The organism is Rhizobium ruizarguesonis (assembly GCF_012349115.1).
GTDB classification, from domain to species: Bacteria; Pseudomonadota; Alphaproteobacteria; order Rhizobiales; family Rhizobiaceae; genus Rhizobium; species Rhizobium ruizarguesonis.
Window position 1 is genome coordinate 112,847 of sequence record NZ_PQIG01000046.1, and the last position, 24,780, is coordinate 137,626.

The following is a 24,780-nucleotide window of genomic DNA, read 5'->3' on the forward strand; positions in this document are numbered from 1 at the left end:
GGTATCCGAGGTTGCTTCCAGCCTTCGAGCTGTGACGCGGGGTTCGAATCCCTGCCCCGACCCCCAATTTCGATATCAACGAACACAGCCCGGCGACTTCTCGTCGGGCTGTGTTCCAAGTCGCGGCGATCTTCAGTCAATCGTGTAAACGGCGGCCTGTCCTGGCGCTCGCGCAAGGCCTTGTACGAGGCGTGTCGCAGGTTCCCATCGTGTGCGAGGCGCGGTACTCAATCTCGGCGATGCAATGGTTCAATCGAGCTGATCGAGAGTGGTTGCCCCCCGGAACAAGGATTTCTTAAACGGGTTTTCCTAGCAGTGACTCGGTCAGGTCGAGGTGAGCTAACCGGGTTTCCGGTAGAGGCACGCTCATGGTCGAGGACAGAAATATCATACGAAAGCGAAAATGGCTTGCCACGGTGCGGGGTATTGTCACGCATAGCGTCGGCGGCCCTGAAGTAGAACATGCTCCATGTGATATGCTGCTTGGCAACGCCATTCTTCGTGTCGCCAGGTTGGATCAGTCTGTTTGCAGCACGGCGGCTGCGACAGTCACACTGGACGGCATCGAGCTTGATTGCGAAGATTGCAGGCGGCTCGCCCTGAAATACGGAGACAGTCTCGAAGTTCGCGAGTAACGACCTCTCGCAGTGTTCGTCTCGATTGGTGCTGGGCTTTCCAGTCCACCTCTTGCACAAGTGCGACGACTGCCGCCACAATCCCAGCAGGTAGGAGCAACCTCACCAACGCCCTGAGGTATGGAGTTGCTGCCAACGTGACGAACGATCGAAGTAATCCATGATGAACGGCTGTCTCCCAATCTCCACCACTTTCGGTGTCGCCAGATAGCTATCCGCTCAACCTGAACCCGGGGTAAAAATGCCGTCCTCAAATTTTAATTGCGCGTTCGGCATCGCCGACCAGAGGCGCTCTCCACGCACAACTGTCCCAAATTAACCCATTCTTTAGCATTCGATTGCATGCGCTGGCTGCGATGCTACCGTCGCCTACAGCCGATGCACAGGTGTCACGATCACGCGACCCATGGGCATGAACTTCAGCCGCCAAAGGACTCCCGTCGAAGGAAGCCAAGGCAAAGAAATGTCGGAATCGCCGAAATCCAGGAACACGGGACGGCTCCCTCCTCTTCACCGCTCGATGATCGCGGAGGCACGATCCGACAGGAGCCACGCGCGGGCCTCGGTTTCCGCCGATGGAGCGTCGATCAGCATAGCTGTTCTCGTCGGCCGTAACGGCGTTGGCAAAACTCGACTGCTCAAGGCTATGGTGGACGGTCTTGTCCGCGATGAAGAGCAGTTGGAAGACCATTATGATCCGCGGTACCCCAGTAGGCGGCGTCTTGGTCTTTTCCTCCGTTCCCACCGACCCCTTCCCTCGTTCGATAGCCGCTTGGAAGGGCATCGACTATGAGTATTTTCCTATCAACGCTGTTGTCGATGAGGACGATGACCCACTGTTAGTCGCACTGGTAGCATGTGAATTCGAGAAGCGCCGCTTCGACCTTGGAGAGGATCTTGTCGCAAGAAGGACTCGATGTTGAGATCGCCGAGTGTGGTTCGGCATGCCATTCGCCGCTCCGACCGGCGTCAAAGCTGACCCGCTTCTTGCCTCTCAGGCCGGTAGAAAGTCCAACAGCCCGCAAGGGGCGGCAAAAACTGGCTCATCGCCCGTCTCGAATGCGCCATGTGGGACGGCTCCGGGTTGGCAGGATGTTTTTGACTTTTGCATGCTGCTGGCCGGAGGTGCCGTACTTAGATCGTCAGCAGCCGCAGCGGCAACTTCGCGTTGTCCCCGGTCGCCTTACTGAAAGGGCTTTCGGCTGAGGGTACAGCCACGAAAGCTTCGTTAGAACTTCACGAAAACTGAGGCTGCAGTGCCTGCGCGCCTTCGACGTGGTAAGATATCCGGCTCGCTTACGAGATCGAAAGGGTGGGCAGGGACATGGAGAGGCGGCTCACCGCTATACTTTCCGCCGATGTGGTTGGCTATAGCCGCCTCATGGGAGAGGATGAGGGCGGCACACTGGAGCGGTTGAAGGCATGTCGCAGGAACTTGGTCGATCCCGCCATTGCGGAGTTTCACGGCCGCATCATCAAGCTCATGGGCGATGGTGCACTGGTTGAGTTCGCGAGCGTGGTAGACGCGGTCCAATGTGCCGCGATCATCCAACGGAAAATGGCCAGCCACGACCCGAACACCTCCGACGAAAAGAGAATTCAGTTTCGCATCGGCGTCAACCTTGGCGACATCATTGTCGAAGGCGATGACATCTACGGCGACGGCGTCAACATAGCCGCGCGCCTGGAGGGTCTAGCCCAGCCGGGCGGAATCTGCATATCCGGCACCGCTTTCGACCACGCGGTGCACAAGGCCGATGTCGGCTTTTCATCTCTCGGTGAGCAGAGGCTGAAGAACATTGCCGATCCGGTTCGCGCCTATAGTGTTCTGCTCGACCCCTCCCAGGCGGGCAAGGTCGTCGCGGCCCCTCGGGCCGGACGTCGGGCTATGATCCTGACAACACTCGCAACGCTCATAATCGCGGCCATCTTGATTGTCGTCGTATGGCAACGGCCGTTTGCACCGCAACGCCCATCGATCGCGGTGCTGCCATTCACAAATTTGAGTGGCGACCCAAGCCAAGACTATTTTACCGATGGCATCACCGACAACCTGATCTCCGATCTCGCCAGACTTTCTGACCTTGACGTCATCTCCCAGAATTCGGTGTTTGCCTACAAGGGCAAACCCCACGTTTTGGCCGACATCAAACGCGATCTCGGCGTGCGCTTTGTCGTTGAGGGCAGCGTGCAGCGGACCGGCGATCAAATCCGCGTCACTGCGCAATTGATGGATGCGGCAAGCGGCGACCATCTGTGGGCCTCTCGATTTAGTCGCGGCGCGGCGGATGTTTTTGCTGTGCAGGACGAGATGAGCCAGCAGATCGCCGAAGCGCTCGGCCTGAGGTTGACTCGGTCCGAGACTAAGCGGATTGCCCGTCCGCCGACCGCCAATCTCGAGGCGTACGACTACTACCTGCGTGCCGAGCAAGCGGCGCGCACCGGCCGCCGTTCCCAAATGCTGGAGGCACTGGCGCTCTTTGACAAGGCGGAGGCGCTCGACCCCAGTTTTGCAGAGGCCTTCGCGGCCGACGCGCGCGCTACCGCCTATGTCTGGCAAAGCGTCTACGACGATGTTCTCCAGAGCGCCTTGGCGCGAAAACAGGCCTACGACAAGGCAAGTCGCGCTCTGGCCCTCGACCCCGACCTTTCATCGCCGTACGCCGTTCTTGCCATCATCCAGGGCGTCGACCGCCGCTACGAGCAGGCGATCGCCTCGGCGCAGCAGGCAGTGTCGCTCGGCCCCACCGACGCCGAAGCCTATATGGCGCTCGCATACGTTCAGTTGATCTCGGGCAATCATGCCGAAGCCGCTGCGGCCGTCGAGACGGCGCTGAGGTACGACCCGACCTTATCGGCTATCGACCGATATACTGCCGGCCTGGTTTTTTATCTGCAGCGCGACTACGCGAAGGCGCTCGCCAATTTCGAACGCGCGCGCGACAGTTCTCCAGATAACGGCGGGTTCGTCATTCCCCTCGCCATGGCCTATGTCCGAGCCGGCCGCCTTGAGGATGCCCGTGCGGCTGTCGCCGAAGGAAATCGCCTTCTCGCGGGGCTCGATTGCCTGGCGGGTTGGCGTATGGGCTATGCCCACTTCCGCAACGAGCAGGATTTGGCGTTTATCCTCGATGCGCTGCGCGAGGCCGGCCTGCCGGAATGGCCCTTCGGTTTCAAGGGCGACGACAACGATCGGCTGAAGGGTGACGAAATCGCGAGCACCGTCATGGGCAAACTCCTGCAGGGCAAGACCGAACCCTTGGGAAGCCCGGCACTCATGCAAATCGGCTTCGATGGCAAGTCGGCATTCCGCTCGGCGACGCAGATGATGACCGAGACGGTTTCCGTCGATGGCGACCTGCTCTGCGAACAGAGTGAAAACGCGTTTGGTCGAGCCGATTGTGGCCCGGTCTACAGACGTGCAAACTCGCCCGATAAAACCAACTATGCTTACGTGAACTCGAGCAAGGTCTTCTATTTCTCGCCCGTCAAATAGACACGTTGCGGTCAGTGATACTGATCCAGTTCGAGATCGGCTGCGACCTTCGGCCACTTGCTATCTGCCTGAGGAACGGCGTCCGCCGCATGGGCGGCGAACCATTCCGCATCGCCCTTGTCGTAAATCAGGTAAAGCTTGCCGTCGATGATCTTGAATGCTTCTGGATCGTTATTGAGGGTGACCGATCCGTTCCCTACCTCGCCCGCGCAGTAGCCGCCGTACTGAGGGGCATATTTGAGCGGCTCACTCATGAACATTTCACGGTGTTTGGCATTGGCGAAATGCCACGGCGTCCCCAGCCATTCGTAGGAGAATTCCTCGGAGCCTTTCACTGCTTTGCCTTCGGTGAAATAGGCGACCGTGTCGTATCCCATGATCGCTACACCGCCGAAGTACCCCGTGTTTACCGAGTCGTCGGCAAATGCCGACGATCCGCCGATAGCCGCTGCCACAGCCAAACCGAACACCGCCACAGAGCGACCAATCGCTCGTGCACCGCTTCTGGTCACTACATCCATCTCCGCCTCCTGTTTAATCGTGGATTTCCATGCACTTCGCATAATCTTGGTCGCCCAGGAAGCTCGCCGGCGGGCAGGTCGCGCCATGCCGCTTGAACAGCCGGACGATGTCAGTGTTGCGCTTCAAGAATGCCCGCGTGATCGGCGTGTAGCCGTGAACCTCCACATGACCGACGTCGGCCCCCTCAGCGAGCAGAAACGTGGCGAGAGCGACGTGATTTTCCTCGCCGGCCACCATCAGCGGGGTCACACCCGCTTTATTGGCTGCGTCATCGAGCGTCGCGCCGTGGGCGAGCAGCAGTCTGCTGATCGGCACGCTGCCGGAAAAGGCGGCAGCATGAAGCGGCGTAAAGCCACCGGAGTTACGCGCCATGACGTCAGCACCTTTGCCGATCAACAATTCGGCTACGGCGAAGTGGTCTGCGAGCGAGGCGTTTATGAGAGGTGTTGCCTGATCGCGGGCCCGGCTGTTCACACTGACACCCGAGGCCAAAGCCTGCTCGACGGCTGTGCGATCTCCAGCCGCAACGGCATCGAACAAGGGTTCCCCCGCGGCCGCCATTGTCGCCGCGAAAATCAACACAGCCGATGCAAGCAGCCGGCGCATAGTTTCACCTTAGCGATTTCTAATACAAATAGCACAACGCCAGGACTTTGGATAGGCAATGGGCGCTGGTAGAGGCGCTGCGATGGCATGGCGCGAGGACACCCGCCGGCTATCGAATGACGAGAAGTTTCTTCCATGCAGTGCAGCACGACGGCAATCTTGGGAGCGAAAGGTCGCCATCCACGGTTTCGTTGCTGAAGTAGCGGACAACTACTCGTGTTCACCGCTGCCCAAGCCCAGGGTCGAAACGCAGGACTCATAAGAAGCCTTGATCACTTCACGAAGGATCGAGCCATGGCGCTGTACAAACATGGACAGGCCTGGACGCTCCATCGGTGTGTCGGCCCCGTGTCCGGTCATGGTCATGCCGGCCTCAATGGCACGGTGAGTGTCCTCTTTCGGGCCCGAAGCGGCCAACTCCTATGCCAGGACATACCTTACTCGGCTATCGTGAAGCCGGAATGCGAACAACAGGCAAGGATGATCGCAGTGACAGGTTTCGAAATGCGGGCGACCTCCAACGCAGCAACGCGCAAAACTGCGCGGTTATCTTTGAGACTGCCAGAAGCCCAGGATATCAATTTCACTGCCGACCTCTTCTCAAGAAAGGAACTCGTCGCGCATCGTCCCGATCCTCACCCAGACGCACCAGAAGAGAGCGCCGCTCGCCTTGCGCGAGACATGGCCCATTGGAAAGATCACGGCTTCGGGCGATGGACAGCGTTAGCTGATGGAAATCTAGTCGGCTTCGGCGGAGTCACGGTCTCAAAGGAATTTGATGGCCTCAACCTCTCGTACCACCTTCACCCTGATTACTGGGGGCATGGCTTTGCCACAGAGTTGGTGACGGAAGCGGTGCGATTTGCATTCGAAGATGTCGGCATTCGTCGCGTTATCGGGCTGGTACGCCCTGCCAACCCAGCCGCTCGACGAGTTTTGGAGAGATGCGGCTTCTCGTTCGAACGAGAGGTTATGCTGCACGGCGCTCCGACTAATTTGTATGTCCGAGAACGATGACCGGTATTGTGCGATCCGGCGGAGGGTGTAGTCGCATGTCGGCCGAAAACGCCCACCCAACGATGGGCAGCGAGTGCGACTGACACGAACCCCAGCCGGCAGATTTACCCGACCGTCGAGACAGCGTGCACCTTCATGTCATCTCGAACTTCATAGAATTTGTCCCCATCGATATAGATAGAGTGGCAATTTGGCTTCTCGCCTTTTCCGTTCGAGCAAGCTTTGCCGTCCTTGAAGGTGAGCTTGATTTTCACGTCCATCATTTTGCCGTCGACGTTAGCCTTACCCGTGATCGTGCCCTTCTTCCAACTCCATACGAGATCGGCGGTCACGGGCTTCTCCAGATCGAAAATCTCGACTTTCACATGCTTGCCATCAGCAAAGGCTTTGAACTCTTCCATCGTGACCTTTTTGGCACCCGCTGGAAGGTCCACGGCATATGCGTTTATACCTGATAGTAAGAACGCCAGTGCACCAATGCTTGAAAGAATCTTTCTCATGGCGTAGGTCCCCACCCCAAAATTAGGGTGCGCTAAGCTACCGCCCGTGGGTTGGTGCTGCAACGTGACCACCATCATCATTTTGATGGAGGCGGCGAAGTCGCCGTGTCTGCTTGCGGCTCAAGTGGTCAGGCCCAACACACACACTCGATAAGATACGAGCAGTTGCATACAGGAAATTTTAGGGGTCTGGAGAAAGACCAGCGAGAAGCTCTGCTTTCGTGGAACCTCCGTGGAGCTTCAATGTCTCCGGCGAGAATGTCGAACCGGATATCATGGGACAACTGAAAACATTCAGATCAGAAAGTGGAGCGGTGGCGTAGAAGTGCTTCTGCCAACTCGCGCTTCCGCGCATCAAAGGCGTCCATTTTTGACTTCACCGACGACAGGTCTATGGTTCAGCGATCAGGGCGAGCAACTTGTACTGATCGGCAATGAGGGGGTTGATGACTTCGTCCTTCGCGTCGGCCGCGTTCCAGCTGCGAGAACTGCGCCAACCGGAAAGACGCCATGATCCAAGGCGATGCGAGCCTCGGCTAATGCGTGGTCCATCATGTGTACGTCATCGATCAACGGCATGCTGGTTGGGTCCGAACCGACTCTTGGTTGCATTGAGAATAATCGATGCAGCGCTTTGGGGCGCGCGCCGAATTGCCGGGATAGTAATCGTTTGCTGCCATTCCACTTGGAAGCCCATCCAAACCTGCTGCCGGGTTGAAGGGCAATCATGGCATTGAGGTCGACTCTGTTCACGAGGTCGAAGCGTAATCGGCGGACTTCGACAGAACAACGGATCGTTTCATGTTCCATGCCACAACCAGACTTGCTCCCACCAACATCGCTGTGTTGAAAAAGGCGCTGCGGAGTGCGGGCAAAAAGGCGCCTCAGGTCTCGAACAGTTTAGCTTCCGACATGCCAATCAAACCGGTGCCAACAGCTGTACCTTGCTGGTCGCGCTCAGCCATCGACATCCGCGGCGATCGTCACCTCCTTGAAGGCGTCGAGAGTAGCCAGCCGCTCGACCAGCGCCTTGCGGATCGAGGCATAGCTGCCGGCGCCGAGCGCAAGTCGCTTCGGTGCCGCGTGTTGCTCGGCAGCCTCGATCATCGCCTGCGCCATCTTGACGGGGTCACCCTTGGCTTCGAACGTGCCGTCGGCGATGGCGCGGCGAATTTCGCCGGCCGGCGTCGCGTCATAGGCTTCCATCGGCTGCGGCGCGACCAAGCCGCGCCCGAAATCGGTCCGCGCCGGACCTGGCTCGGCGATGATGAAGTCGATGCCGAAGGGGGCGACCTCCTGCGAAACGGCTTCGATGAAGCCTTCGATGCCCCATTTGGTCGCATGGTAGAGGCTGAAATTCGGATAGGCGATCTGCCCGCCTTCCGAAGACACCTGCAGGATGCGGCCGCCGCCCTGTGCGCGCATATGCGGCAGCGCTGCCCGGATCACCTGGATCGAGCCGATCAGATTGGTGTCGATCTGATGGCGGATCTGTTTGTCGCTGACCTCCTCCGCAGCACCGAACAGGCCGTAGCCGGCATTGCTGACGACGACGTCGATCCGGCCCACCGCTCCAAAAGCGGCGTCAACGACCGGGCGCACCGCCCCGTCATCGCTGACGTCAAGCGTCGCGATCCAGAGGTTCTCGCCGTAATGCGACTTCAGATCGTCGAGGGCTTCCGGCCTTCGCACCGTCGCCGCGACGCGATCGCCGCGCGCCAGCAGTTTTTTGGTCATGATGCGCCCGAAACCGGAGGAGGTGCCTGTTATCATCCATGTCTTTGCCATTGTCTTACCTTTCATGCCGCCGGATTGCGGCTGCTCTTGAAGGTAAAGATAGATGAGCCTATTCCTGCTTCCATCCGTTGAATGTTGCATGAGTTGGTGAATTTTAGCCATGAATTACAGGCCGACCCTTGCCGATCTGAGAGCCTTGTCTGCCATCGTCACCCATCGCAGCTTCCGCAAAGCCGCCGACGAGTTGGGTCTGTCACCTTCGACGCTCAGCCATCTGATGCGTTCGCTCGAAGCAAATATGGGCGTTCGGCTTCTCAACCGGACGACCCGCAGCGTCGCGGCGACGGAAGCCGGCGAGCGCCTCGTTGCCCGTCTGACACCACTGTTCAGGGATTTCGATCTGGCGCTCGAGGAGGTCAACGAATTCCGCGGCCACCCCAGCGGGACGCTGAAGATCAATACCAGCGAGATCGCCGCGCGGGTGCTGCTCGATGCCGCAGTCCCGACCTTTCTCATCCGCTATCCCGACATGTCGCTCGATCTTGTCACCGACAATCGGCTCGTCGATGTCGTTGCCGACGGTTTCGATGCAGGCATAAGGCTTCGCGAGTCGGTGCCGCTCGACATGATCGCGGTGGAATTCGGCGGCGATACCCGCTTTGTTGCCGTCGCTTCGCCGGCCTATCTCGCAGCGCATCCGGCACCGCCGACACCGGACGCATTAAAGTCCCACGCCTGCATCCGCTTCCGGCTGCCAAGCGGCAAGCTCTTTCGCTGGGAGTTCGAAAAACACGGCCACGAGCTTGTCGTCGACGTTCCCGGCGTGCTGACACTCGACCATGTCGAACTGATGGCGCAGGCCGCAACAAAGGGGCTCGGCATCGCCTATGTCTCGGATCGCACCGCCCGGCCTTTTCTCGAAAGCGGCGCGCTCGTCACCGTGCTTGACGACTGGTGTCCCGCCATTCCGGGCCTCTGTCTCTATTATCCCGGCCACCGTCACGTGCCGCAGGGTTTGCGAGCCTTCATCACGGTGCTGACCGAGGTCGAGCGTCACAGACAATAGATCGCCCTCGCCCACCCCCTTCAGAATCCCCCGATCCGGGACCCGATCCAGTGGACGAAGAGCGAGGCAGACGGGCTGAGCCGTTCGAAACTGCGCGCAACGAGCCAGTAGGCGCCGTGAGGAATGGCAAGATCGAAGAGGCGAAGCAGCCGGCCTGCCTTGATCTCTTCCTCGGCGAAGATCTCGTCCATCAGCGCTACGCCCTGCCCGCGCAGGACCGCCTGCATCACCAGGCCGCCATCGGCATAGATCGGTCCCCGCGCCGTCTGCGGCATGGCGACATCAGCCGTCTCGAACCATCTCGACCACACATCCCGGTTTTCCTCATGCAGCAGCGTATGGCGCAGAATGTCCTCCGGCCGCTTAATCGCCGGCCCCATCTTGAGCAAGGCAGGCGCTGCGACCGCTATCATCCTGACATCGGCGAGATTCTCGCTCTCGGTCCTCGGCCAGGCGGTGGCGACCGCGCCGTGGCGGATGGCGATTTCGGCCTGACCACTGCGGAACTCGGCGAGGCGTGGATCGGAGTCGATCGTCACCTCGATCTCGGGATGCCGCTCGCGAAACTCCGGCAGGCGGGGAACGAGCCAGCATGCCGCGAAGGAAGGTTCCGCGCTGATCGTGACCGCGGCATCCGTCGACCGGCCGCGGATCTCCTCCAGGCATTCATCGATCCGGTCGAAGGATAACGTCAGGATCGCCAGCAGCTTGTTGCCCGAGGCGGTCAGGTGGACGCCGCGATGGCGGCGCTCGAAGAGCGCTTCGCCCAGCGACGTCTCCAGCTCGCGGATCTGCCGGCTGACCGCTGCCTGCGAGATGAACAGCTCCTGCGCCGCCAGCGTGAAGCTTTCGAGGCGGCCGGCAACCTCGAAACTCCGCAAAGCCGTCAGTGGCAGGCGCCCGCGTTTCATCCATAACCTCAAGTCATTCGAGGCCGACGATAAACTCGTTTGAAGGCGCCAGGCAAGAGGCGGCATATGATCGCGAAGGAGAGATATCGATGCGCAAGCGGATATTCGAGATCATATTGAACGTCATCCGGCTGGTGACGTTTCAGCCATGCTTGAGTGAAAGCGCCGGGCGAAGTGACAAAGGCGACGGCACCCGCTGTCGCCATGACATCAGCCAGGCACCGGTTCCAGATCGACAAGCGCCTTGATCGGCAGGTGGTCGGAGGCGATGCGCGCCAGTGGCGTGTCATGCGCTTCCACCTCCGAAATGATCCCCTTGCGGTTGGCGATGATCCGGTCGAGGGCCAGAAGCGGCAGGCCGGCGGGGAAACTCGGGACAGCGGGCGGCAGCGGTCCGAAGGCGGATTGGAACGTGTTGAGCGAAGACCGGTCGCCGAGCCGCCATTCGTTGAGGTCGCCAAGCAGGATGGTCGGCATCTCGTGCCTGTCGTTGATCAGTTCGACGAGCGTGCGCGCCTGCTGGGCTCTGCTATGCCGCAGCAATCCGAAATGCGCGGCGATGATGCGCAGCACCCCGCCCTGCTCGAGCTCGATTTCGGCAACCAGCGCCCCGCGCGGCTCCAGCCCCGGCAGCTTGACCTGATGCACGTCATGCACCAGCCCCTTCTTGAAGAGCACGACATTGCCGTGCCAGCCATGCGCCTTCGCCATGCCGGCAATCGGCACCGGGATCAGTCCCGTCTCCCGCTCCAGCCGGCCGAGATCGAGAATGCCGGTGCGTTCGCCGAAGCGGGTGTCGGCCTCCTGCAGCGCGATCACGTCGGCGCCGATTTCATGGATCACCCGGCTGGTGCGCTCCGGATCGAAGCGGCGGTCGGTGCCGATGCACTTGTGCACGTTGTAGGAGGCGATCAGCGTTCCCGCACTGCGCGGCCTTGCCTCCGTATAGGCTGCATCGAGCCGTTTTTTCCTGCTCCGGATCGAGGCAAGAATGCTGGCGGGAAGGCTGTCTTTTCTGGCGTGCATCGGCAGGCGCACTTGTTCCGTTGATCGAAGAGGCTTGTCTCAGCAGTATAGGCAGGCAAGCCGGACTTGCCACGTCCGATCACAAAAAATCCTTCAGAGATAAGGCGACCCCAGCCATAGTACCTTTTCGATCAACCGCACTGCGAAGGGTCGCGCCTGCAGCCCCTCAAGCGTCACCGGCACTGCCGTTTTCAGGCTTTCCTCGATATGCTCGTCGATCTCGGCGGCAAAGCCCTCGTTCAGCACTTCGAGATCAACCTCGAAATTCAGCCGCAGCGAACGCGGGTCGAGATTGGAAGAGCCGACATAGGCCCAGGTGCCGTCGATCGTCAGCAGCTTCGAATGGCTGAAACTGCCGGTGGAGCGCCAGATGCGGCAGTAATTCTTGAGGATCTGATCGAATTGCGCCGTCATCGCCCGGTCGACCAACACGAGGTTGTTGACCGCAGGCACGACGATATCGACTTCGACGCCGCGCCGCGCTGCCGTCACCAGGGCGCTGATGAGTTCGCGGTCCGGCAGGAAATAGGGCGACATGATGCGGATCGATTGGCGCGCTACGGAAAAGGCGCCCATCAGCATCTTATGGTTGGTCTCGACGCTGCGGTCCGGGCCGGAGGCGACAACACGCATCAGGATGGGATCACCGGGGCTGCGCTCTGGCGGTTCGATGCGCCAGGGCTCGTCGTTCAACAACTCCTGCGTCGAGAAGCGCCAGTCTTCGGCGGCGAGGTCGAAGAGGTCGGCAACGACAGGGCCGGTGACGCTGAAATGCGTGTCGTGGGCAAAGCTCTCGCCTGTCGCCTCCTCGCTGAAGCCCGCCCTGATGTTCATCCCGCCGGTCAGCGCAATTTTCCCGTCGACAATCAGGATCTTGCGGTGGGTGCGCAGATTGGCATAGGGCAGCCGCAAGCCCATGATGACATTGCCGTTGAAGACGGCGACCGTGACGCCGTTCTCCCTGAAATGGCCGAGAATGCTCGGCACCGAATAACGTGCCCCGACCGCGTCGATCAGCACCCGGACCTCCACACCACGCCTGACCGCCGCAATCAGCGCATCGGCAATGCGAAGGCCAACCGCATCGCGGTCGAAAATATAGGTTTCAAGCAGGATGCTGCGCGTCGCCGCGTCGATGATTGATTTCATCGCCGCATAGGCATCGTCGCCGGTCTCCAGCATGTCGATCGTATTGCCTGTCGTCAGCGGATTGCGCGTCACCCGGTCGCCCAGCGTCTGCAGCGCCGCAAAGCGGCGGCCGAACTGGCTGATCACCGTCTCGGCCTCGGCATCGAATGTCTCCAGTTCGTCGAATTCGGCCGCCAGCAGCAGCGCGTCGCGGCGGACACTCAACGATTTGCGGCGGATGCGGTTGATGCCGGCAATCGCATAGAGCAGCGCACCAATGATCGGAGAGAGCATGATGACGCCGACCCAGCCGGTCGCGGCACGCACCTCTTCCTTGGTCATGGCGGCATGGATCGCCGCCGCGGCCCCCATGGCGATCGAAACGACAAAGAGGATATGCGGCCAGTAGGTCGACAGGAGATAGAACATCGCTGGCGAATATAGCCCCGAAACGGCGGCGTTCAATCGCGCCGCCGCTCTCCCATGACGCGAAATTTTTCACCGTGACCATTTTGCCGGCCCGGGGACCGATCGCGAAAGGTTCCGGAATGGGCCCGCAGATTTCAAAAGCGCGCTGCCCATTCCCGACGGGAACAATGCCGGCACAGATCGATTGACCCCAAGAAGACTGAGGATCACCATCATGAACATAGCTGCAAATGTCGGCCCTGCCTTGGCGCTCGAAGTCGCCGATGCCGACAGCATTGCCGAACTCCGGCATCAGGCCGAAGGCTGTACCCGTTGTGACCTCTACAGGAATGCCACGCAAATCGTCTTCGGCGAAGGTTCTGTCAAAGCCGAGATCGTGCTTATCGGCGAGCAGCCGGGCGACCAGGAGGATCTGACCGGCAGGCCCTTTGTCGGCCCCGCCGGCCGGCTGCTCGATCACTGCCTCGATGAGGCCGGCCTCGACCGTCAGCGCTGCTATGTCACCAATGCCGTCAAGCACTTCAAGTTCACGCCGCGCGGCAAACGGCGGCTGCATTCAAAACCGAATGCCGGCGAGATCAGGCGTTGCGCCTGGTGGCTCGGCGCAGAGCTCAACATCCTGCAGCCGAAACTCGTCGTGACGCTCGGCGCAAGCGCGCTTTATGCGTTGCTCGGGCCGAAGGCGAAGCTGACGCCAGAGCGCGGCCATATTCTGTATCCGGCAAACCGTCCGCCCGTTCTGGTCACCATCCACCCCTCCTATCTCTTGCGCATCCGAGACAAAGAAGAGCAGCAACGGCAGCGCCGGGAGTTCGTATCAGATCTGCACAAGGCGGCGGCATTTCGGCCTTCATGAGTGCCGATTCTCAACCCTAATATGCTGCGATGCGAAATATTTCCGGTTGCGGCGCGATTTCGCTTGAAAGAGCCCCACTCCTCTGGAACCATCAAAGCAGTATCGCGTTCGAACGACGGCATCATGTGACTGGAGATCAGCGATGGCAGAAACCCGGGAAGAGTGGATCAAAAAACGTGCATACGCCCTCTGGGAAGAAGAGGGTTATCCGACGGGGCGAGATTCCATCCATTGGGAACAGGCACGGCACGAGCGCGAAACGCTCGAGGGCTCTGCTGCGTCTTCCGACGGCAAGGAAGTCAAGCCCAAGGCGAAACGCAGCGTCACGGGCAGCAAGACGAACGGCGTCGTGACACCGGCACCGAAGCGCACCGCGAGCCGTAAGACGGCGTCCTGAATACCGGAATACCGAGCACGTCGATTAAAAAGGGCGTCGTCGCGACGCCCTTCGCTCCTTCTTTGTCATATCTCTGAATTAGTTATGCTTTATGGAATTTCAGAGGTGGGGCTTCCATGCGGGGGTGAACAGAGGCCGGATGACGCTGCAAGCTTTGAGGCTTCCAAAAAAAATCGTACCTTCGCCCGATAACCGGGAACAAGAAGATACGATGACGGTTTATGGCGGAACAGGGGAAGTTGCCATGAACGCCGGTCATACCGAAATCCTCTTTTTAGCCAGCAACCGCGCTTCGATCGCGATCGTGTGAGGGATGGAGATGTCGCTCCTCATCATCGCCGCGCTGCTTTACCTCGGTCTCGCGCTCGGGTTCATCCTTGTCGTCGATAACCTCGTCGGACTGGTTTTTCGCGATCCGCGCGCGCCGGTGCAGTTGGTCTCCGTCTACATCGGCCGCGCCTTCGCCGCATCGCAAAAACTCTATCGAAAATAACCTCCTGGTGATCCTGGCAAACTGTTAAAAGTGTTCAACACCCGGCAGTTAAGGATATTTCGACCACGCCCTTTCCCTCCCATCGGAAGCCTCTATGTTGAGGTTTGGAAGGTTCGAACCCCGAGGCGACCAATGACACTGGTGCGGCGGACGACTAGGAAGCGATTTTGAATGGGAAGCGTCGGGGACGGCTGGCCGAGAGGTGGCGGCGAAATCGGCGAATTGTTACGGCATCCGGCTTTCCACGCCGTCGGCCTCGGTCCGGTCGAAAGCTGGCCTGCCTCTCTCAAGCATATCGCCGAAATGGTATTGAATTCCCGCCAGCCCAAATTCGTCGCCTGGGGTCCGGATCTCGCCTTTCTCTACAATGACGCCTATGTGCCTGTTTTCCCGGAGCGGCATCCGGATGCGCTCGGAAGACCCTTCCGCGAGGTCTGGGGGGATATCTGGGAACAGTTCTCGCCGATCATCGCCACCACGCTCCAAGGCAGTTCGCAGCTCTTCAAAGAGCTGCTCATCCCGATGCGCCGCGACGGCCGCACCGAGGACACCTGGTTCACCTTCTCCTACACCCCGCTGCGCGACGATGACGGCATGGTCGCCGGCATCCTCTGTGCGACCCTTGATGTCACCGACCAGGTGACGGCCAAGCGCGGCGAAGAGACGGCGCTGGAAGAGCTGCGAGCCAAATCGGAAGCGCTTGCGGTCGTCAACCAGGCGGGTGCCGCGATCACCGCCGAGCCCAGTGTCGATCGCCTCACCCAGATTGTCGTCGATGCCGGCGTGACGCTGACCGGCGCAGAATTCGGCGCCTTCTTCTACAATGTCGATGACGGCGAGCGCGGCAGCTACATGCTCTATGCGCTCTCCGGCGTCGATCGGAAGAACTTCGAGAAATTCCCGATGCCACGCAATACCAAGGTCTTCGCGCCGACCTTCAACGGCGAAGGCATCGTGCGCTCCGACGACATCCTGCGGGACCCGCGCTACGGGCAGAATGCGCCGCATGCAGGCATGCCGAAGGGGCATCTGCCGGTCAGGAGCTATCTTGCCGTGCCGGTGAAATCACGCGACGGCAGCGTCATCGGCGGCTTGTTCTTCGGCCACGGCCAGCCCGGCCGTTTTTCCCAAGCGGCGGAGGCAAGCCTCGTCAGCCTTGCTGGCCAATCAGCCGTCGCGATCGACAATATCCGGCTCTTCCGTGCCGCCAAAGTCGAAATCGACCAGCGCCGCGATATGGAAGATCAGCTGCGGAAACTCAATGAAATGCTAGAGGTCCGCGTCGCGGCCGAGATTGCCGAGCGCCAGCAGGCCGAAGCAGCACTCCAGCAGTCGCAGAAGATGGAATCGATCGGCAAGCTTACCGGCGGCGTCGCCCATGACTTCAATAATCTGTTGCAGGTGATCTCCGGCAACCTGCAGCTTCTCGGCAAGGACGTGGCTGATAACGGCCGGGCCAAGGAACGCATATCCAACGCGCTTGCTGCCGTCGGACGCGGCTCGCGGCTGGCAAGCCAGTTGCTCGCCTTCGGCCGCCGCCAACCGCTGGAACCGAAGGTCGTCAATATCGGCCGTCTCGTCACCGGCATGGACGACATGCTTCGCCGCGCGCTCGGCGAAGAGATCGAAGTCGAGACCATGGTTTCCGGTGGCCTCTGGAACAGCTTTGCCGATCCGACGCAGATCGAGAACGCCCTGCTCAACCTTGCGATCAACTCCCGGGACGCGATGGATGGCGCCGGCAAGTTGACGATCGAGGTCGGCAACGCTTTCCTCGACGATTCCTACAGCCGTACCCATCCTGAAGTTACCGCCGGCCAATATGTCGTGCTGGCAGTCACCGATACCGGCTCCGGCATGATGCAGGAGATAATAGAACAGGCATTCGAGCCCTTTTTCTCGACCAAGCCGGAAGGCAAGGGTACCGGTCTTGGCCTGTCGATGGTCTATGGCTTTGTCAAGCAGTCCGGCGGCCACGTGAAGATCTACAGTGAGATCGGTGAAGGCACGACCGTCAAGCTCTACCTGCCCCGCTCGTTCCAGAGCGAGGATCGCATCACCAATGTCGACGGCGTGCCGGCAACAGGGGGCACGGAAACCATCCTTGTCGCTGAGGATGACGAGGGTGTGCGCACGACTGTCGTCGAGATGTTGACGGATCTCGGCTACTACGTGCTCAAGTCCAAGGATGCGCAAAGCGCGCTCACCGTTATCGAAAGCGGCGCCCATATCGATCTGCTCTTTACTGATGTCGTCATGCCCGGCCCGTTGAGGAGCCCGGAGCTTGCGCGCTTGGCGCGCGAGCGCCTGCCTGATATCGCCGTGCTCTACACATCGGGCTATACCGAAAATTCGATCGTCCATGGCGGCAGGCTCGACCCCGGTCTCGAACTGCTCTCGAAGCCCTATACGCGCGAGGAACTCGCTCGCAAGATCCGCCATGTGCTTGCCAACCGGACGCGACGCGACCAGGGGGCAAACGATGCCGTAGCGCCTGTTCCCAAACACCACGAGATCGCCCGCGAAAAGCTGAAGCTGCTGCTTGTGGAAGACGACGCCTTCATCCGCATGGATACTGTCGAGATTCTGCAGGATCTCGGCTATGACGTCATCGAGGCTGATAGCGGCGAACGGGGCGTGGAAATCATCGGACACACCATCGTCGACATCATCGTTGCCGATGTCGGCCTGCCCGGCATGTCGGGTCAGGCCTTCGCCGCCAAGGCCCGCGAGGCCTTTCCGTCGGTCGGCCTGGTCTTTGCCACCGGCAACAGCAGCCTGCCGGAGGCAAACCGTCTCCCCGGTTCGGTGCTGCTGTCAAAACCTTTCAGCAGCACGGCGCTCGACCAGGCGGTCAAGACCGCCGTCCAGCAGCGACCTGTCGGCTAGAGCGCTGCGCGTTTTTTCAGACGCGCTAAGGACGCTCTATCACTTTGAATCTGCCCATAACGCGCAAAACTGTGCAGCGGTTTTGCGCTAACGACATGCGTAAAAACAAAGAGCTAAAGCGCAAAGAGCCAATCTAAAAGATTGCGACGCGCTTTAGAGCCTTTCCGTCCTTCGTGAATCAGCGCCGTCGAATTCGGGAAATTTGCGCATCAGATCCACTTCACTGGTGCAGCTGTCGTCGCGCGCCGTCAGTTCGATCGAGATCGTGTCGGCAGCATCGAGACGGCCATCGTAATGATTGCCATCGTCGTGACGCCTGCCATCGTGGTGATAGATGGGAATGCGCGCGCCGCTCTGGCTGACCAGCACCGCATCCCGCTCGAAACCCCTTTGCAGCAGCCAGTCGCGCGGCGCCATCAGGCGGATGTCGACCTCGTAGGAACGCCCCGTCCCTTGCTTGAGGCTGACGGTATAGGCAACCGGCGATACCTGGCCGTTCACGTCGATCGCGCCGTTTCCATCGGCTGTATCAGGCTTTCCCATCGGAAACCTGATAAAACCGGCTTTTGTTCCGAATCCCGAGCCTGCAGACTATGACCGTATGACCGGAACTTTTGGCCTCCCTAGCGGTTCAATTCTTTTGAAAAACCAGAGGAGGCAAAAATGCCGAGAGGTGACAAGTCCGACTATACCGATAAGCAGAAACGCAAGGCCGAGCATATCGAGGAGGGCTACGAGGATCGCGGCGTCTCCGAGAAAGAAGCCGAACGGCGTGCCTGGGCGACCGTCAACAAGGAAAGCGGCGGCGGCAACAAATCCGGTTCCGGCCGCGGCAAGAAGGACACGCATGAATCCTCCGAAAAGGGCGGCCGCATCGGCGGCGCGGCCTCCGCCGCACGCTCGAAAGAGGAACGCTCCGCTTCCGCAAAAAAGGCAGCTGCGACGCGCAAGCGCAATGAACACCACAGCCATCATTAACTGGCAGGCGGTGGCTTGCCGCCGGCCGCATCCGGCAAAAGGATTTTCGACATGGCCAAATCGAAGAAGAAATGGTCGCAGGACGTCACCGAACACAGCGATGCGATGGACCTGAAGCAAGGCGTGTTCAAATCGGACGATCCGAAGAAGATTGCCCGTTCCGTCAAGCACTCCGCCGAGGAGAGCGATCGCCGCAAGTCGAGCCCCTTTCGCGCCGCCATGTCAATGCTGACCTTCTACATCAACCGCGCCGGCGACCAGCTGACGAAAAAGCGGCGTGGCACCCTTGAAAAGGCCAAGGACGAACTGCGAAAAGACTTCGGTCGTCAACCGAAGGATTGAGCAGCCATGGCATACGAGCTTTATTATTGGGACGGCATTCAAGGCCGCGGCGAATTCGTGCGGTTGGCGCTGGAAGAAGCCGGCGCCGACTATGTCGACATCACCCGCCTGTCCGGCCGTGGGCGTGGTACCGGCGCCATGATCGACATCATGGAGAGTGAAAGCGAACCGCACATTCCTTTCGCACCACCCTTCCTGAAGGACGGCGATCTCATCATCCCGCATGTCGCCAACATACTATTTTACGTTGGTCCGAAGCTTGGCCTTGCGCCCGAGGATGAAGGCATTCGCCACGTCGTCAACGGCCTGCAGCTGACCGTCACCGATTTCGTCGCCGAAGTACACGATACCCATCACCCGATCGACATGTCGCTCTACTACGAGGACCAGAAGCCAGAGGCAAAAGCCCGCTCTGCCGCCTTCATCCGCGAACGCATTCCGAAATTCCTCGGCTATTTCGAGCGTGTGCTGCGACAGAACCCGAAAGGCCCCAACCATCTGGTCGGCGATGCGCTCACCTATGTCGACCTCTCGCTCTTCCAGGTGATCGAGGGCCTGACCTATGCCTTTCCGAAAGCCATGTCGAAAAGGAAGGCGGAATACCCGGCCCTGCTGGCTCTGCATGATGCGGTGGCGAACCGTCCGAACATTGCCCGCTATCTCGCCTCTCCCCGCCGCCTCGCCTTCAACGAGGAAGGGATTTTCAGGCACTATCCTGAGCTCGACAGTGCGGGCTGAGGCAAGAGCCGTTCATTCCAGCGGCACGGCCGCTTCGAAGAAATTTCCCCACGGGTCCTTCGGTCGCGTCTCCAATCGCCGCGGCACGTTGCCGAGCGTGAAAGCGGCGGGACCGCTCACCTCGTTCAATTCTGACCAATCCAGCGGCATCGAAACCGGCGCACCCGATCGCGCCCGCGTCGAATAGGCCGCGACCGCCGTGTTGCCGCGGCCGTTGCGGAGATAATCGATGTAGATATGTCCACCGCGTTTTGCCTTCGTCGCGGTTGCCAGATATTTTTCCGGCGCGTCGGCCGACATGCTTTCGGCCAGTGAATGGGCGAAATCCTTCACCTCGGCCCAGCCGGCCTTCCGCGCAAGCGGCGTCACCACATGCAGCCCCTTGCCGCCTGACGTCTTGACGAAGGCGGCCAGCCCACGTGCTTCCAGCCGCGCCTTCAATTCAAGCGCTGCTGAAATCACAGCGCTCCAGGCCACGTCCTCCCCGGGATCGAGGTCCATGGTGATCATATCGGGTCGTTCCCAATCGTCGGTCGTGACGCCCCAGGGATGAATTTCGAGCGCGGCCGACTGCGCCAGCGCCACGAGGCCGTTGAAATCGGCGATGCGCAGCAGCTTTTCGCCGTCCGGATCCTCTGGATCGGCAATCTCCTCGATATGCGGATTCATGCCCTTCCAGGCATGTTTCTGGAAAAACCGCTGGTGACTTTTTATCCCGTCCGGCAGGCGCAGCAGTGCTAAGGGCCGATTGACGACATAAGGCGCCATGAATGGCCAGACCGCGGTGTAGTAATCCGCCAGCGCCTGTTTGGTCACGCCCTCGTCGGGCCAGTAGAGCCGGTCGGGATGGGTCAGCGATACATCAGATGCCGGCGGGTGTCTGGGGCTCATTCTTCGATCTCGCTTGTGAGGAAATCAAGTAGCCTGTTTTCCTCGGCCCGCAAGCCCCGCAATGGTTCGTTGCCGCTCTCGATCAGCGGATGATCGTTGCCGGCGAGCGCGATGATCGCGGGATGGATATAGCTCGAGCGCGAGATTGCCGGTGTGTTGTGCAGCGCCTCTGCCGCGGCCTCCGACATCTGCTTTACCGTCGGCCGGCTACCGCCGACAATCGCCTCGCGCGCCGCTCCAAAGGCCGCCAGCGAGCCTGCCCAGGTGCGGAAGGTCTTCGCCGAAATGGGAATCCCCGATATCTCGGCCAGATAGGCGTTCAACCGGCCGGAATCGATTGGCTTCAGCGCCCCGCTTTCATCCTTCCAGACGAAGAGTTGGCGCCCAGGCAAGTCTGCTATCTCCTCCAGGATCTTCTGCAGCCTGGGATGCTTGAGACTGCGCTGGACGCGCTTGCCGCCCTTGGCGCGGAATTTCAGCTCTATCTGCCCGTCGACGATCTTCAGGTGGCGCTTCAGCAGCGTCGTTGCGCCATAGGTGCCGTTCTCCCTGACATAGGCCTGGTTGCCGACGCGTAAGTGCGCCTCGTCAAGCAGCGTGGTCAAAGCCGCAAGCACGCCGTTGACATCCTCCGCACCGGTGTCGAGATGTCGCAACACGGTACGGCGTATCCGAGGCAGCGCCCGGCCGAACTCGATCAGCTGATGGAATTTTCCCGCACTTCGGAAGGATTGCCATTCCTTGTGGTAGCGGTATTGCTTGCGCCCGCGCGCATCGAAGCCCGTCGCCTGCAGGTGGCCGTTTTCGTAGAGGCAGATCCAGACATTCTCGTAGGCCGGCGGCAGGCCGAGCGCGCCGATGCGCGCCCGCTGCAACTCGTCGGCCAGCGTCGTGCCGTCGGGCATCACATAGCTGAAGCCCTTGCCTTTCCTTCGTCTGCGGATGCCTGGTTCAGTATCGCTGACATAGACGAGACCAAGGTCGGTGATGGCTTCGGCATTCATGTTCTCTGCGACCCGTTACTTGCTCCTGCGGCCGAACTGAAACCACCACCGGCGCCCGGCCTTGGTCATGTCCTTCAGCGGCTCGGTCTGCCCCTCCGGTGCAAAGACGGCCACGCTCTGGGCATAGACCATGACCGGATTATCCTGATCGCGAACCTTAAAGGCATCCCTCTCCGCCCCGGTGTCGGCAATCCGCGACCATTTCGTCAATCCATTTACCTCCGGCACGTGGAATTCGCAGTCGCCGCCGGCATTAAAGATGAGGAAGAGGTCATCCATCGTCTCGGTCTCGGGCGCATTCGCGCTCTTCGAGAGATAGACGCCGAGCACCCGCAGCTCATCATCGTTCCAGGCACCGTCATCCATGAAGCCGCCGTCCGGTCTGTACCAGGCGATCTCGATGCGGCCGTCCTCGCCGGTTTCGCCGGTCAGGAACCGCTCCTGCCGCAGAACGGGATGGGCCTTGCGGAAGGCGACTGCCTGCCGGCAGAAATCGAGGAAAGGATCGTCGAGCCCTGCCCAATCGGTCCAGCCGATTTCGTTGTCCTGGCAATAGGCGTTGTTGTTACCGTCCTGGCTGTTGCCGAGCTCGTCGCCGGCCAGGATCATCGGCACGCCCTGGGAGAGCATCAGCGTCGCCATCATGTTGCGCCGCCGCCGTGCCCGCGCGGCGTTGATATCGGCATTATCGGTCGCACCCTCGGCGCCCATATTGTCGGAATGATTATCCGAATGGCCGTCCCGGTTATCCTCGCCATTCGCCTCGTTGTGCTTGTCGTTGAAGGAGACCGTGTCCATCAGCGTGAAGCCGTCATGGGCCGACAGAAGATTGATCGAGGAGGTCGCTCCCCGGTCGGAATGGTTGAACTGCGGCGCCGAGCCGGTGACGCGCGCCGCCAGTTCCGACACCATGCCGCCGTCACCCTTCCAGAAGCGGCGGACGTCGTCGCGGAACTTGTCGTTCCATTCGCGGAAGGGATGCGGGAAGCCGCCGACCTGATAACCGCCCTCGCCGATATCCCAGGGTTCGGCGATCAACTTGACGCCCGACAGCATCGGATCCTGCCGGATGGCGCCGAAGAAGCCGCCTTGGCGATCGAATTCCAGATCCTGCCGCCCGAGCGTGCTGGCGAGATCGAAACGGAAGCCGTCGATGTGCATGACGCCCACCCAGTAGCGCAGGCTGTCGAGCACCATGCGCATGACCATCGGGTTGGCGACATTCAGCGTATTGCCGGTACCCGTCGTATCGAAGGTATGGCGCGGATCATCGGGGGAGAGAATGTAATAGCTCGCATTGTCGAGCCCGCGGAAGGACAGTGTCGGGCCTTTTTCGCTGCCTTCGGCGGTGTGGTTATAGACCACGTCCATGATGACTTCGATGCCGGCGGCATGAAACTTCTTCACCATGGTCTTGATCTCGGTGATCTTGTCGCCGGACATGTAGCGCGATTGCGGTGCGAAGAAGCCGAGGGTCTGGTAGCCCCAATAGTTGCTGAGGTTGTTTTCCAGGAGATAGCGATCGTCGAGGAAATACTGGATCGGCAGCAGCTCGATCGCCGAGATGCCGAGCTTGACGAGATGGTCGATGATCGGATCGCTGCACATGCCGAGGAAGGTGCCGCGCAGCCGGTCGGGCACCTTTGGATGCGTCATCGTCAGGCCGCGCACATGCGCTTCGTAGATGATGGTGTCGGGCCAGGGACGGCGGATCGCCTCTTCCCCCGCCCAGTCGAAATCCGGATCCTGCACCACGCCCTTGACCATGAAGGGCGCGCTGTCGCGCTCGTCGAAGGAAAGGTCGTCCTCGCCGATCTGATAACCGAACAGCGCATCGTCCCACATCAGCTCGCCCGTCACCTGTTTGGCATAGGGATCGAGCAGCAGCTTGTTCGGATTGAAGCGATGGCCGGCGGCAGGATCGTAGGGACCATGAGCGCGATAGCCGTAGACCGTGCCCGGTCCGACGCCGGCAATATATCCGGACCAGATGTCGCCTTCGCGCTTTGGCAGCGGCAACCGGGCGACCTCCTTCTTTCCATCAGGCGAGAAGAGGCAGAGTTCAATCTGCTCCGCATGGGCCGAGAAGATGGCGAAATGGGTGCCCGAGCCAATATATTCCGCCCCGAGCTCCGGCTTGAGGAAGTCGAGTTCCGAAAATGAGTAGCTCATAATGCCCCGCTTGGTAAAAAGACCAAGCAGATAACGTAACGGCGGTTCGAAAGTTCCCTCATGAAAGGCAAAAGGGAAGGATGTTGCGCGCCGCAGGAAGGTCCTACGGCATCAGCTGGCCGCCATTGACCTCGATGATCTGGCCGGTGATGTAGCCCGACAGCGTCGGCGAAGCCAGAAAGAGATAGGCGCCGACGCAATCCTCTGATGTGCCGACGAAACCCATCGGGATCGATTTGCGCTGCAGCTCCATCTGCTCGTCATTGGTATAACGCTCGTGGAAGGGTGTCGCGATAACGCCCGGCGCTACCGCGTTGACGCGTATCCTGTCGGCGACGAATTCCTTGGCATGGCCGCGGGTGATCGTCGAGACGAAGCCCTTGGACGCCGCATAAAGGATCGCCCCATTGCCGCCGCCATTGCGCGCGGCGATCGAGGTGGTGTTGATGATGAAGCCACCCTGCTTCTTCAGCCACGGATGCGCCGCACGCGTTGCCGCCAGTACCGAGCGGGCGTTGAGGTCCATGACCGCGGCATAATGCGCGTCGGTATACTCCGAGGTCGGCTTGCGCCCCAGCATGCCGCCGGCATTGTTGATGAGGCCGTCGAGATGACCGAAGGTCTTCGCCGTCTCCTCGACCACACGCTCGGTCTCACCTTCCCTCGACACGTCGCCCTGGATCAGATGCACGGTGCCGCCGGCAGCCCGGATCTCGTCGGCAAGCTTCTCCGCCGGTTCGCGGCTGGCATTGTAATGCACACCGACCTTGGCCCCCTGAGCCGCAAAGGCGCGGGCGAGTGCCGCGCCGATCCCGGTCGAGGCGCCAGTGATCAGCACGGCTTTGCCGGACAGGTCCGGCAGCTTGATGGATGCGAGCGATTGCGCAAGTTCGACCATGGCGACGATTGCCTCCCGAAAAACCAAGGACATAGGTGATGAAACGAAT

25 protein-coding genes are annotated in these 24,780 nt (G+C 60.4%); 12 read left to right on the forward strand and 13 right to left on the reverse strand.

All coding sequences use genetic code 11. The features are described from left to right. Positions 1 to 368: 368 nt before the first annotated feature. Entirely contained in the window at positions 369 to 635 is a 267-nt protein-coding gene (locus C3Y91_RS05860; protein ID WP_020397472.1) for a hypothetical protein, read from the forward strand. 1,324 nt (positions 636 to 1,959) lie between these two features. Further along, the gene (locus C3Y91_RS05865) at positions 1,960 to 4,131 is read left to right on the forward strand and encodes an adenylate/guanylate cyclase domain-containing protein (protein WP_130666291.1); all 2,172 of its coding nucleotides are present in this window, start codon (positions 1,960 to 1,962) and stop codon (positions 4,129 to 4,131) included. Between the two features lie 11 nt (positions 4,132 to 4,142). On the opposite strand, the gene C3Y91_RS05870 is transcribed toward C3Y91_RS05865, so the two are convergent. The 3 genes from C3Y91_RS05870 to C3Y91_RS05880 all read right to left on the reverse strand — a co-directional run bounded on the left by C3Y91_RS05870 (position 4,143) and on the right by C3Y91_RS05880 (position 5,625). Continuing rightward, positions 4,143 to 4,652, reverse strand: a complete 510-nt coding sequence (locus C3Y91_RS05870) for a YHS domain-containing (seleno)protein (RefSeq protein ID WP_024319973.1) — start codon at positions 4,650 to 4,652, stop codon at positions 4,143 to 4,145. 13 nt (positions 4,653 to 4,665) lie between these two features. Next, the gene (locus tag C3Y91_RS05875; RefSeq protein WP_024319972.1) at positions 4,666 to 5,259 is read right to left on the reverse strand and encodes an ankyrin repeat domain-containing protein; all 594 of its coding nucleotides are present in this window, start codon (positions 5,257 to 5,259) and stop codon (positions 4,666 to 4,668) included. A gap of 210 nt (positions 5,260 to 5,469) precedes the next feature. Beyond that, entirely contained in the window at positions 5,470 to 5,625 is a 156-nt protein-coding gene (locus C3Y91_RS05880; RefSeq protein WP_164034395.1) for a hypothetical protein, read from the reverse strand. A 138-nt stretch (positions 5,626 to 5,763) separates the two neighbouring features. Between C3Y91_RS05880 and C3Y91_RS05885 the strand changes: the two genes are divergently transcribed. Next, a complete protein-coding gene (locus C3Y91_RS05885) occupies positions 5,764 to 6,276 on the forward strand; it encodes a GNAT family N-acetyltransferase (RefSeq protein ID WP_130666364.1) in 513 nt (170 codons plus the stop codon). A gap of 104 nt (positions 6,277 to 6,380) precedes the next feature. Here C3Y91_RS05885 and C3Y91_RS05890 read toward each other — a convergent pair whose 3' ends face one another. Then, positions 6,381 to 6,776, reverse strand: coding sequence for a hypothetical protein (locus C3Y91_RS05890; RefSeq protein WP_026170819.1), 396 nt, complete (start codon positions 6,774 to 6,776; stop codon positions 6,381 to 6,383). Positions 6,777 to 7,733: 957 nt separating this feature from the next. Then, complete coding sequence (locus C3Y91_RS05895; RefSeq protein WP_168575143.1) at positions 7,734 to 8,564, reverse strand: SDR family oxidoreductase; 831 nt, start codon at positions 8,562 to 8,564, stop codon at positions 7,734 to 7,736. 109 nt (positions 8,565 to 8,673) lie between these two features. On the opposite strand from C3Y91_RS05895, the gene C3Y91_RS05900 reads away from it, so the two are divergent. Beyond that, positions 8,674 to 9,579: a LysR family transcriptional regulator gene (locus C3Y91_RS05900; RefSeq protein WP_018071073.1), complete on the forward strand. Its 906-nt coding sequence runs from the start codon at positions 8,674 to 8,676 to the stop codon at positions 9,577 to 9,579. 20 nt (positions 9,580 to 9,599) lie between these two features. Here C3Y91_RS05900 and C3Y91_RS05905 read toward each other — a convergent pair whose 3' ends face one another. The 3 genes from C3Y91_RS05905 to C3Y91_RS05915 form a co-directional block, all read right to left on the reverse strand. Beyond that, complete coding sequence (locus C3Y91_RS05905) at positions 9,600 to 10,490, reverse strand: LysR substrate-binding domain-containing protein (RefSeq protein WP_130666289.1); 891 nt, start codon at positions 10,488 to 10,490, stop codon at positions 9,600 to 9,602. Positions 10,491 to 10,700: 210 nt separating this feature from the next. Then, complete coding sequence (locus C3Y91_RS05910; protein ID WP_018071070.1) at positions 10,701 to 11,516, reverse strand: endonuclease/exonuclease/phosphatase family protein; 816 nt, start codon at positions 11,514 to 11,516, stop codon at positions 10,701 to 10,703. A 93-nt stretch (positions 11,517 to 11,609) separates the two neighbouring features. Beyond that, entirely contained in the window at positions 11,610 to 13,073 is a 1,464-nt protein-coding gene (locus C3Y91_RS05915) for a phospholipase D-like domain-containing protein (protein ID WP_130690590.1), read from the reverse strand. A 214-nt stretch (positions 13,074 to 13,287) separates the two neighbouring features. On the opposite strand from C3Y91_RS05915, the gene C3Y91_RS05920 reads away from it, so the two are divergent. The 5 genes from C3Y91_RS05920 to C3Y91_RS05940 all read left to right on the forward strand — a co-directional run bounded on the left by C3Y91_RS05920 (position 13,288) and on the right by C3Y91_RS05940 (position 17,708). Beyond that, a complete protein-coding gene (locus C3Y91_RS05920; RefSeq protein WP_168575144.1) occupies positions 13,288 to 13,929 on the forward strand; it encodes a UdgX family uracil-DNA binding protein in 642 nt (213 codons plus the stop codon). A 142-nt stretch (positions 13,930 to 14,071) separates the two neighbouring features. Next, positions 14,072 to 14,326 carry a DUF2934 domain-containing protein gene (locus C3Y91_RS05925; RefSeq protein WP_024319964.1) on the forward strand — a complete coding sequence of 85 codons (255 nt, stop codon included), beginning with the start codon at positions 14,072 to 14,074 and terminating at the stop codon, positions 14,324 to 14,326. A gap of 139 nt (positions 14,327 to 14,465) precedes the next feature. Further along, positions 14,466 to 14,636: a hypothetical protein gene (locus tag C3Y91_RS05930; RefSeq protein WP_018071067.1), complete on the forward strand. Its 171-nt coding sequence runs from the start codon at positions 14,466 to 14,468 to the stop codon at positions 14,634 to 14,636. Positions 14,637 to 14,645: 9 nt separating this feature from the next. Continuing rightward, entirely contained in the window at positions 14,646 to 14,819 is a 174-nt protein-coding gene (locus tag C3Y91_RS05935) for a hypothetical protein (protein ID WP_018071066.1), read from the forward strand. A 171-nt stretch (positions 14,820 to 14,990) separates the two neighbouring features. Next, the gene (locus C3Y91_RS05940) at positions 14,991 to 17,708 is read left to right on the forward strand and encodes a response regulator (protein WP_130666287.1); all 2,718 of its coding nucleotides are present in this window, start codon (positions 14,991 to 14,993) and stop codon (positions 17,706 to 17,708) included. A gap of 153 nt (positions 17,709 to 17,861) precedes the next feature. Here C3Y91_RS05940 and C3Y91_RS05945 read toward each other — a convergent pair whose 3' ends face one another. Beyond that, positions 17,862 to 18,251, reverse strand: coding sequence for a hypothetical protein (locus C3Y91_RS05945; protein ID WP_130666285.1), 390 nt, complete (start codon positions 18,249 to 18,251; stop codon positions 17,862 to 17,864). Positions 18,252 to 18,371: 120 nt separating this feature from the next. Between C3Y91_RS05945 and C3Y91_RS05950 the strand changes: the two genes are divergently transcribed. From C3Y91_RS05950 to C3Y91_RS05960, 3 genes are read left to right on the forward strand one after another with little or no spacing between them, the layout of a single operon-like run. Next, on the forward strand, positions 18,372 to 18,686 hold the full coding sequence (locus C3Y91_RS05950; protein ID WP_011655053.1) for a hypothetical protein: 315 nt from the start codon (positions 18,372 to 18,374) through the stop codon (positions 18,684 to 18,686). A 51-nt stretch (positions 18,687 to 18,737) separates the two neighbouring features. Continuing rightward, positions 18,738 to 19,028, forward strand: coding sequence for a DUF3175 domain-containing protein (locus C3Y91_RS05955; RefSeq protein WP_064250271.1), 291 nt, complete (start codon positions 18,738 to 18,740; stop codon positions 19,026 to 19,028). 6 nt (positions 19,029 to 19,034) lie between these two features. Next, complete coding sequence (locus C3Y91_RS05960) at positions 19,035 to 19,766, forward strand: glutathione S-transferase (protein WP_130666283.1); 732 nt, start codon at positions 19,035 to 19,037, stop codon at positions 19,764 to 19,766. A gap of 12 nt (positions 19,767 to 19,778) precedes the next feature. Here C3Y91_RS05960 and ligD read toward each other — a convergent pair whose 3' ends face one another. The 4 genes from ligD to C3Y91_RS05980 form a co-directional block, all read right to left on the reverse strand. Then, positions 19,779 to 20,657: a non-homologous end-joining DNA ligase gene (gene ligD / locus C3Y91_RS05965; RefSeq protein ID WP_130784176.1), complete on the reverse strand. Its 879-nt coding sequence runs from the start codon at positions 20,655 to 20,657 to the stop codon at positions 19,779 to 19,781. Next, entirely contained in the window at positions 20,654 to 21,661 is a 1,008-nt protein-coding gene (locus C3Y91_RS05970; protein ID WP_168575145.1) for a DNA topoisomerase IB, read from the reverse strand. Before C3Y91_RS05970 ends, ligD begins: the two co-directional genes overlap by 4 nt. Positions 21,662 to 21,676: 15 nt before the next feature. Further along, on the reverse strand, positions 21,677 to 23,833 hold the full coding sequence (glgX, locus tag C3Y91_RS05975; RefSeq protein WP_018497119.1) for a glycogen debranching protein GlgX: 2,157 nt from the start codon (positions 23,831 to 23,833) through the stop codon (positions 21,677 to 21,679). A gap of 103 nt (positions 23,834 to 23,936) precedes the next feature. Continuing rightward, positions 23,937 to 24,731 (reverse strand): SDR family NAD(P)-dependent oxidoreductase, encoded by a 795-nt coding sequence (locus C3Y91_RS05980; protein WP_024319955.1) that lies wholly within the window; start codon positions 24,729 to 24,731, stop codon positions 23,937 to 23,939. Positions 24,732 to 24,780 lie beyond the last annotated feature (49 nt).

Bases quoted from the DNA above. Each gene is read 5' to 3' on its own strand.
- C3Y91_RS05860 (WP_020397472.1), top strand. From the start codon at position 369: ATGGTCGAGGACAGAAATATCATACGAAAGCGAAAATGGCTTGCCACG.
- C3Y91_RS05865 (WP_130666291.1), top strand. From the start codon at position 1,960: ATGGAGAGGCGGCTCACCGCTATACTTTCCGCCGATGTGGTTGGCTAT.
- C3Y91_RS05870 (WP_024319973.1), bottom strand. From the start codon at position 4,652: ATGGATGTAGTGACCAGAAGCGGTGCACGAGCGATTGGTCGCTCTGTG.
- C3Y91_RS05875 (WP_024319972.1), bottom strand. From the start codon at position 5,259: ATGCGCCGGCTGCTTGCATCGGCTGTGTTGATTTTCGCGGCGACAATG.
- C3Y91_RS05880 (WP_164034395.1), bottom strand. From the start codon at position 5,625: ATGACCATGACCGGACACGGGGCCGACACACCGATGGAGCGTCCAGGC.
- C3Y91_RS05885 (WP_130666364.1), top strand. From the start codon at position 5,764: ATGCGGGCGACCTCCAACGCAGCAACGCGCAAAACTGCGCGGTTATCT.
- C3Y91_RS05890 (WP_026170819.1), bottom strand. From the start codon at position 6,776: ATGAGAAAGATTCTTTCAAGCATTGGTGCACTGGCGTTCTTACTATCA.
- C3Y91_RS05895 (WP_168575143.1), bottom strand. From the start codon at position 8,564: ATGGCAAAGACATGGATGATAACAGGCACCTCCTCCGGTTTCGGGCGC.
- C3Y91_RS05900 (WP_018071073.1), top strand. From the start codon at position 8,674: ATGAATTACAGGCCGACCCTTGCCGATCTGAGAGCCTTGTCTGCCATC.
- C3Y91_RS05905 (WP_130666289.1), bottom strand. From the start codon at position 10,490: ATGAAACGCGGGCGCCTGCCACTGACGGCTTTGCGGAGTTTCGAGGTT.
- C3Y91_RS05910 (WP_018071070.1), bottom strand. From the start codon at position 11,516: ATGCACGCCAGAAAAGACAGCCTTCCCGCCAGCATTCTTGCCTCGATC.
- C3Y91_RS05915 (WP_130690590.1), bottom strand. From the start codon at position 13,073: ATGTTCTATCTCCTGTCGACCTACTGGCCGCATATCCTCTTTGTCGTT.
- C3Y91_RS05920 (WP_168575144.1), top strand. From the start codon at position 13,288: ATGAACATAGCTGCAAATGTCGGCCCTGCCTTGGCGCTCGAAGTCGCC.
- C3Y91_RS05925 (WP_024319964.1), top strand. From the start codon at position 14,072: ATGGCAGAAACCCGGGAAGAGTGGATCAAAAAACGTGCATACGCCCTC.
- C3Y91_RS05930 (WP_018071067.1), top strand. From the start codon at position 14,466: ATGACGCTGCAAGCTTTGAGGCTTCCAAAAAAAATCGTACCTTCGCCC.
- C3Y91_RS05935 (WP_018071066.1), top strand. From the start codon at position 14,646: ATGTCGCTCCTCATCATCGCCGCGCTGCTTTACCTCGGTCTCGCGCTC.
- C3Y91_RS05940 (WP_130666287.1), top strand. From the start codon at position 14,991: ATGGGAAGCGTCGGGGACGGCTGGCCGAGAGGTGGCGGCGAAATCGGC.
- C3Y91_RS05945 (WP_130666285.1), bottom strand. From the start codon at position 18,251: ATGGGAAAGCCTGATACAGCCGATGGAAACGGCGCGATCGACGTGAAC.
- C3Y91_RS05950 (WP_011655053.1), top strand. From the start codon at position 18,372: ATGCCGAGAGGTGACAAGTCCGACTATACCGATAAGCAGAAACGCAAG.
- C3Y91_RS05955 (WP_064250271.1), top strand. From the start codon at position 18,738: ATGGCCAAATCGAAGAAGAAATGGTCGCAGGACGTCACCGAACACAGC.
- C3Y91_RS05960 (WP_130666283.1), top strand. From the start codon at position 19,035: ATGGCATACGAGCTTTATTATTGGGACGGCATTCAAGGCCGCGGCGAA.
- ligD (WP_130784176.1), bottom strand. From the start codon at position 20,657: ATGAGCCCCAGACACCCGCCGGCATCTGATGTATCGCTGACCCATCCC.
- C3Y91_RS05970 (WP_168575145.1), bottom strand. From the start codon at position 21,661: ATGAATGCCGAAGCCATCACCGACCTTGGTCTCGTCTATGTCAGCGAT.
- glgX (WP_018497119.1), bottom strand. From the start codon at position 23,833: ATGAGCTACTCATTTTCGGAACTCGACTTCCTCAAGCCGGAGCTCGGG.
- C3Y91_RS05980 (WP_024319955.1), bottom strand. From the start codon at position 24,731: ATGGTCGAACTTGCGCAATCGCTCGCATCCATCAAGCTGCCGGACCTG.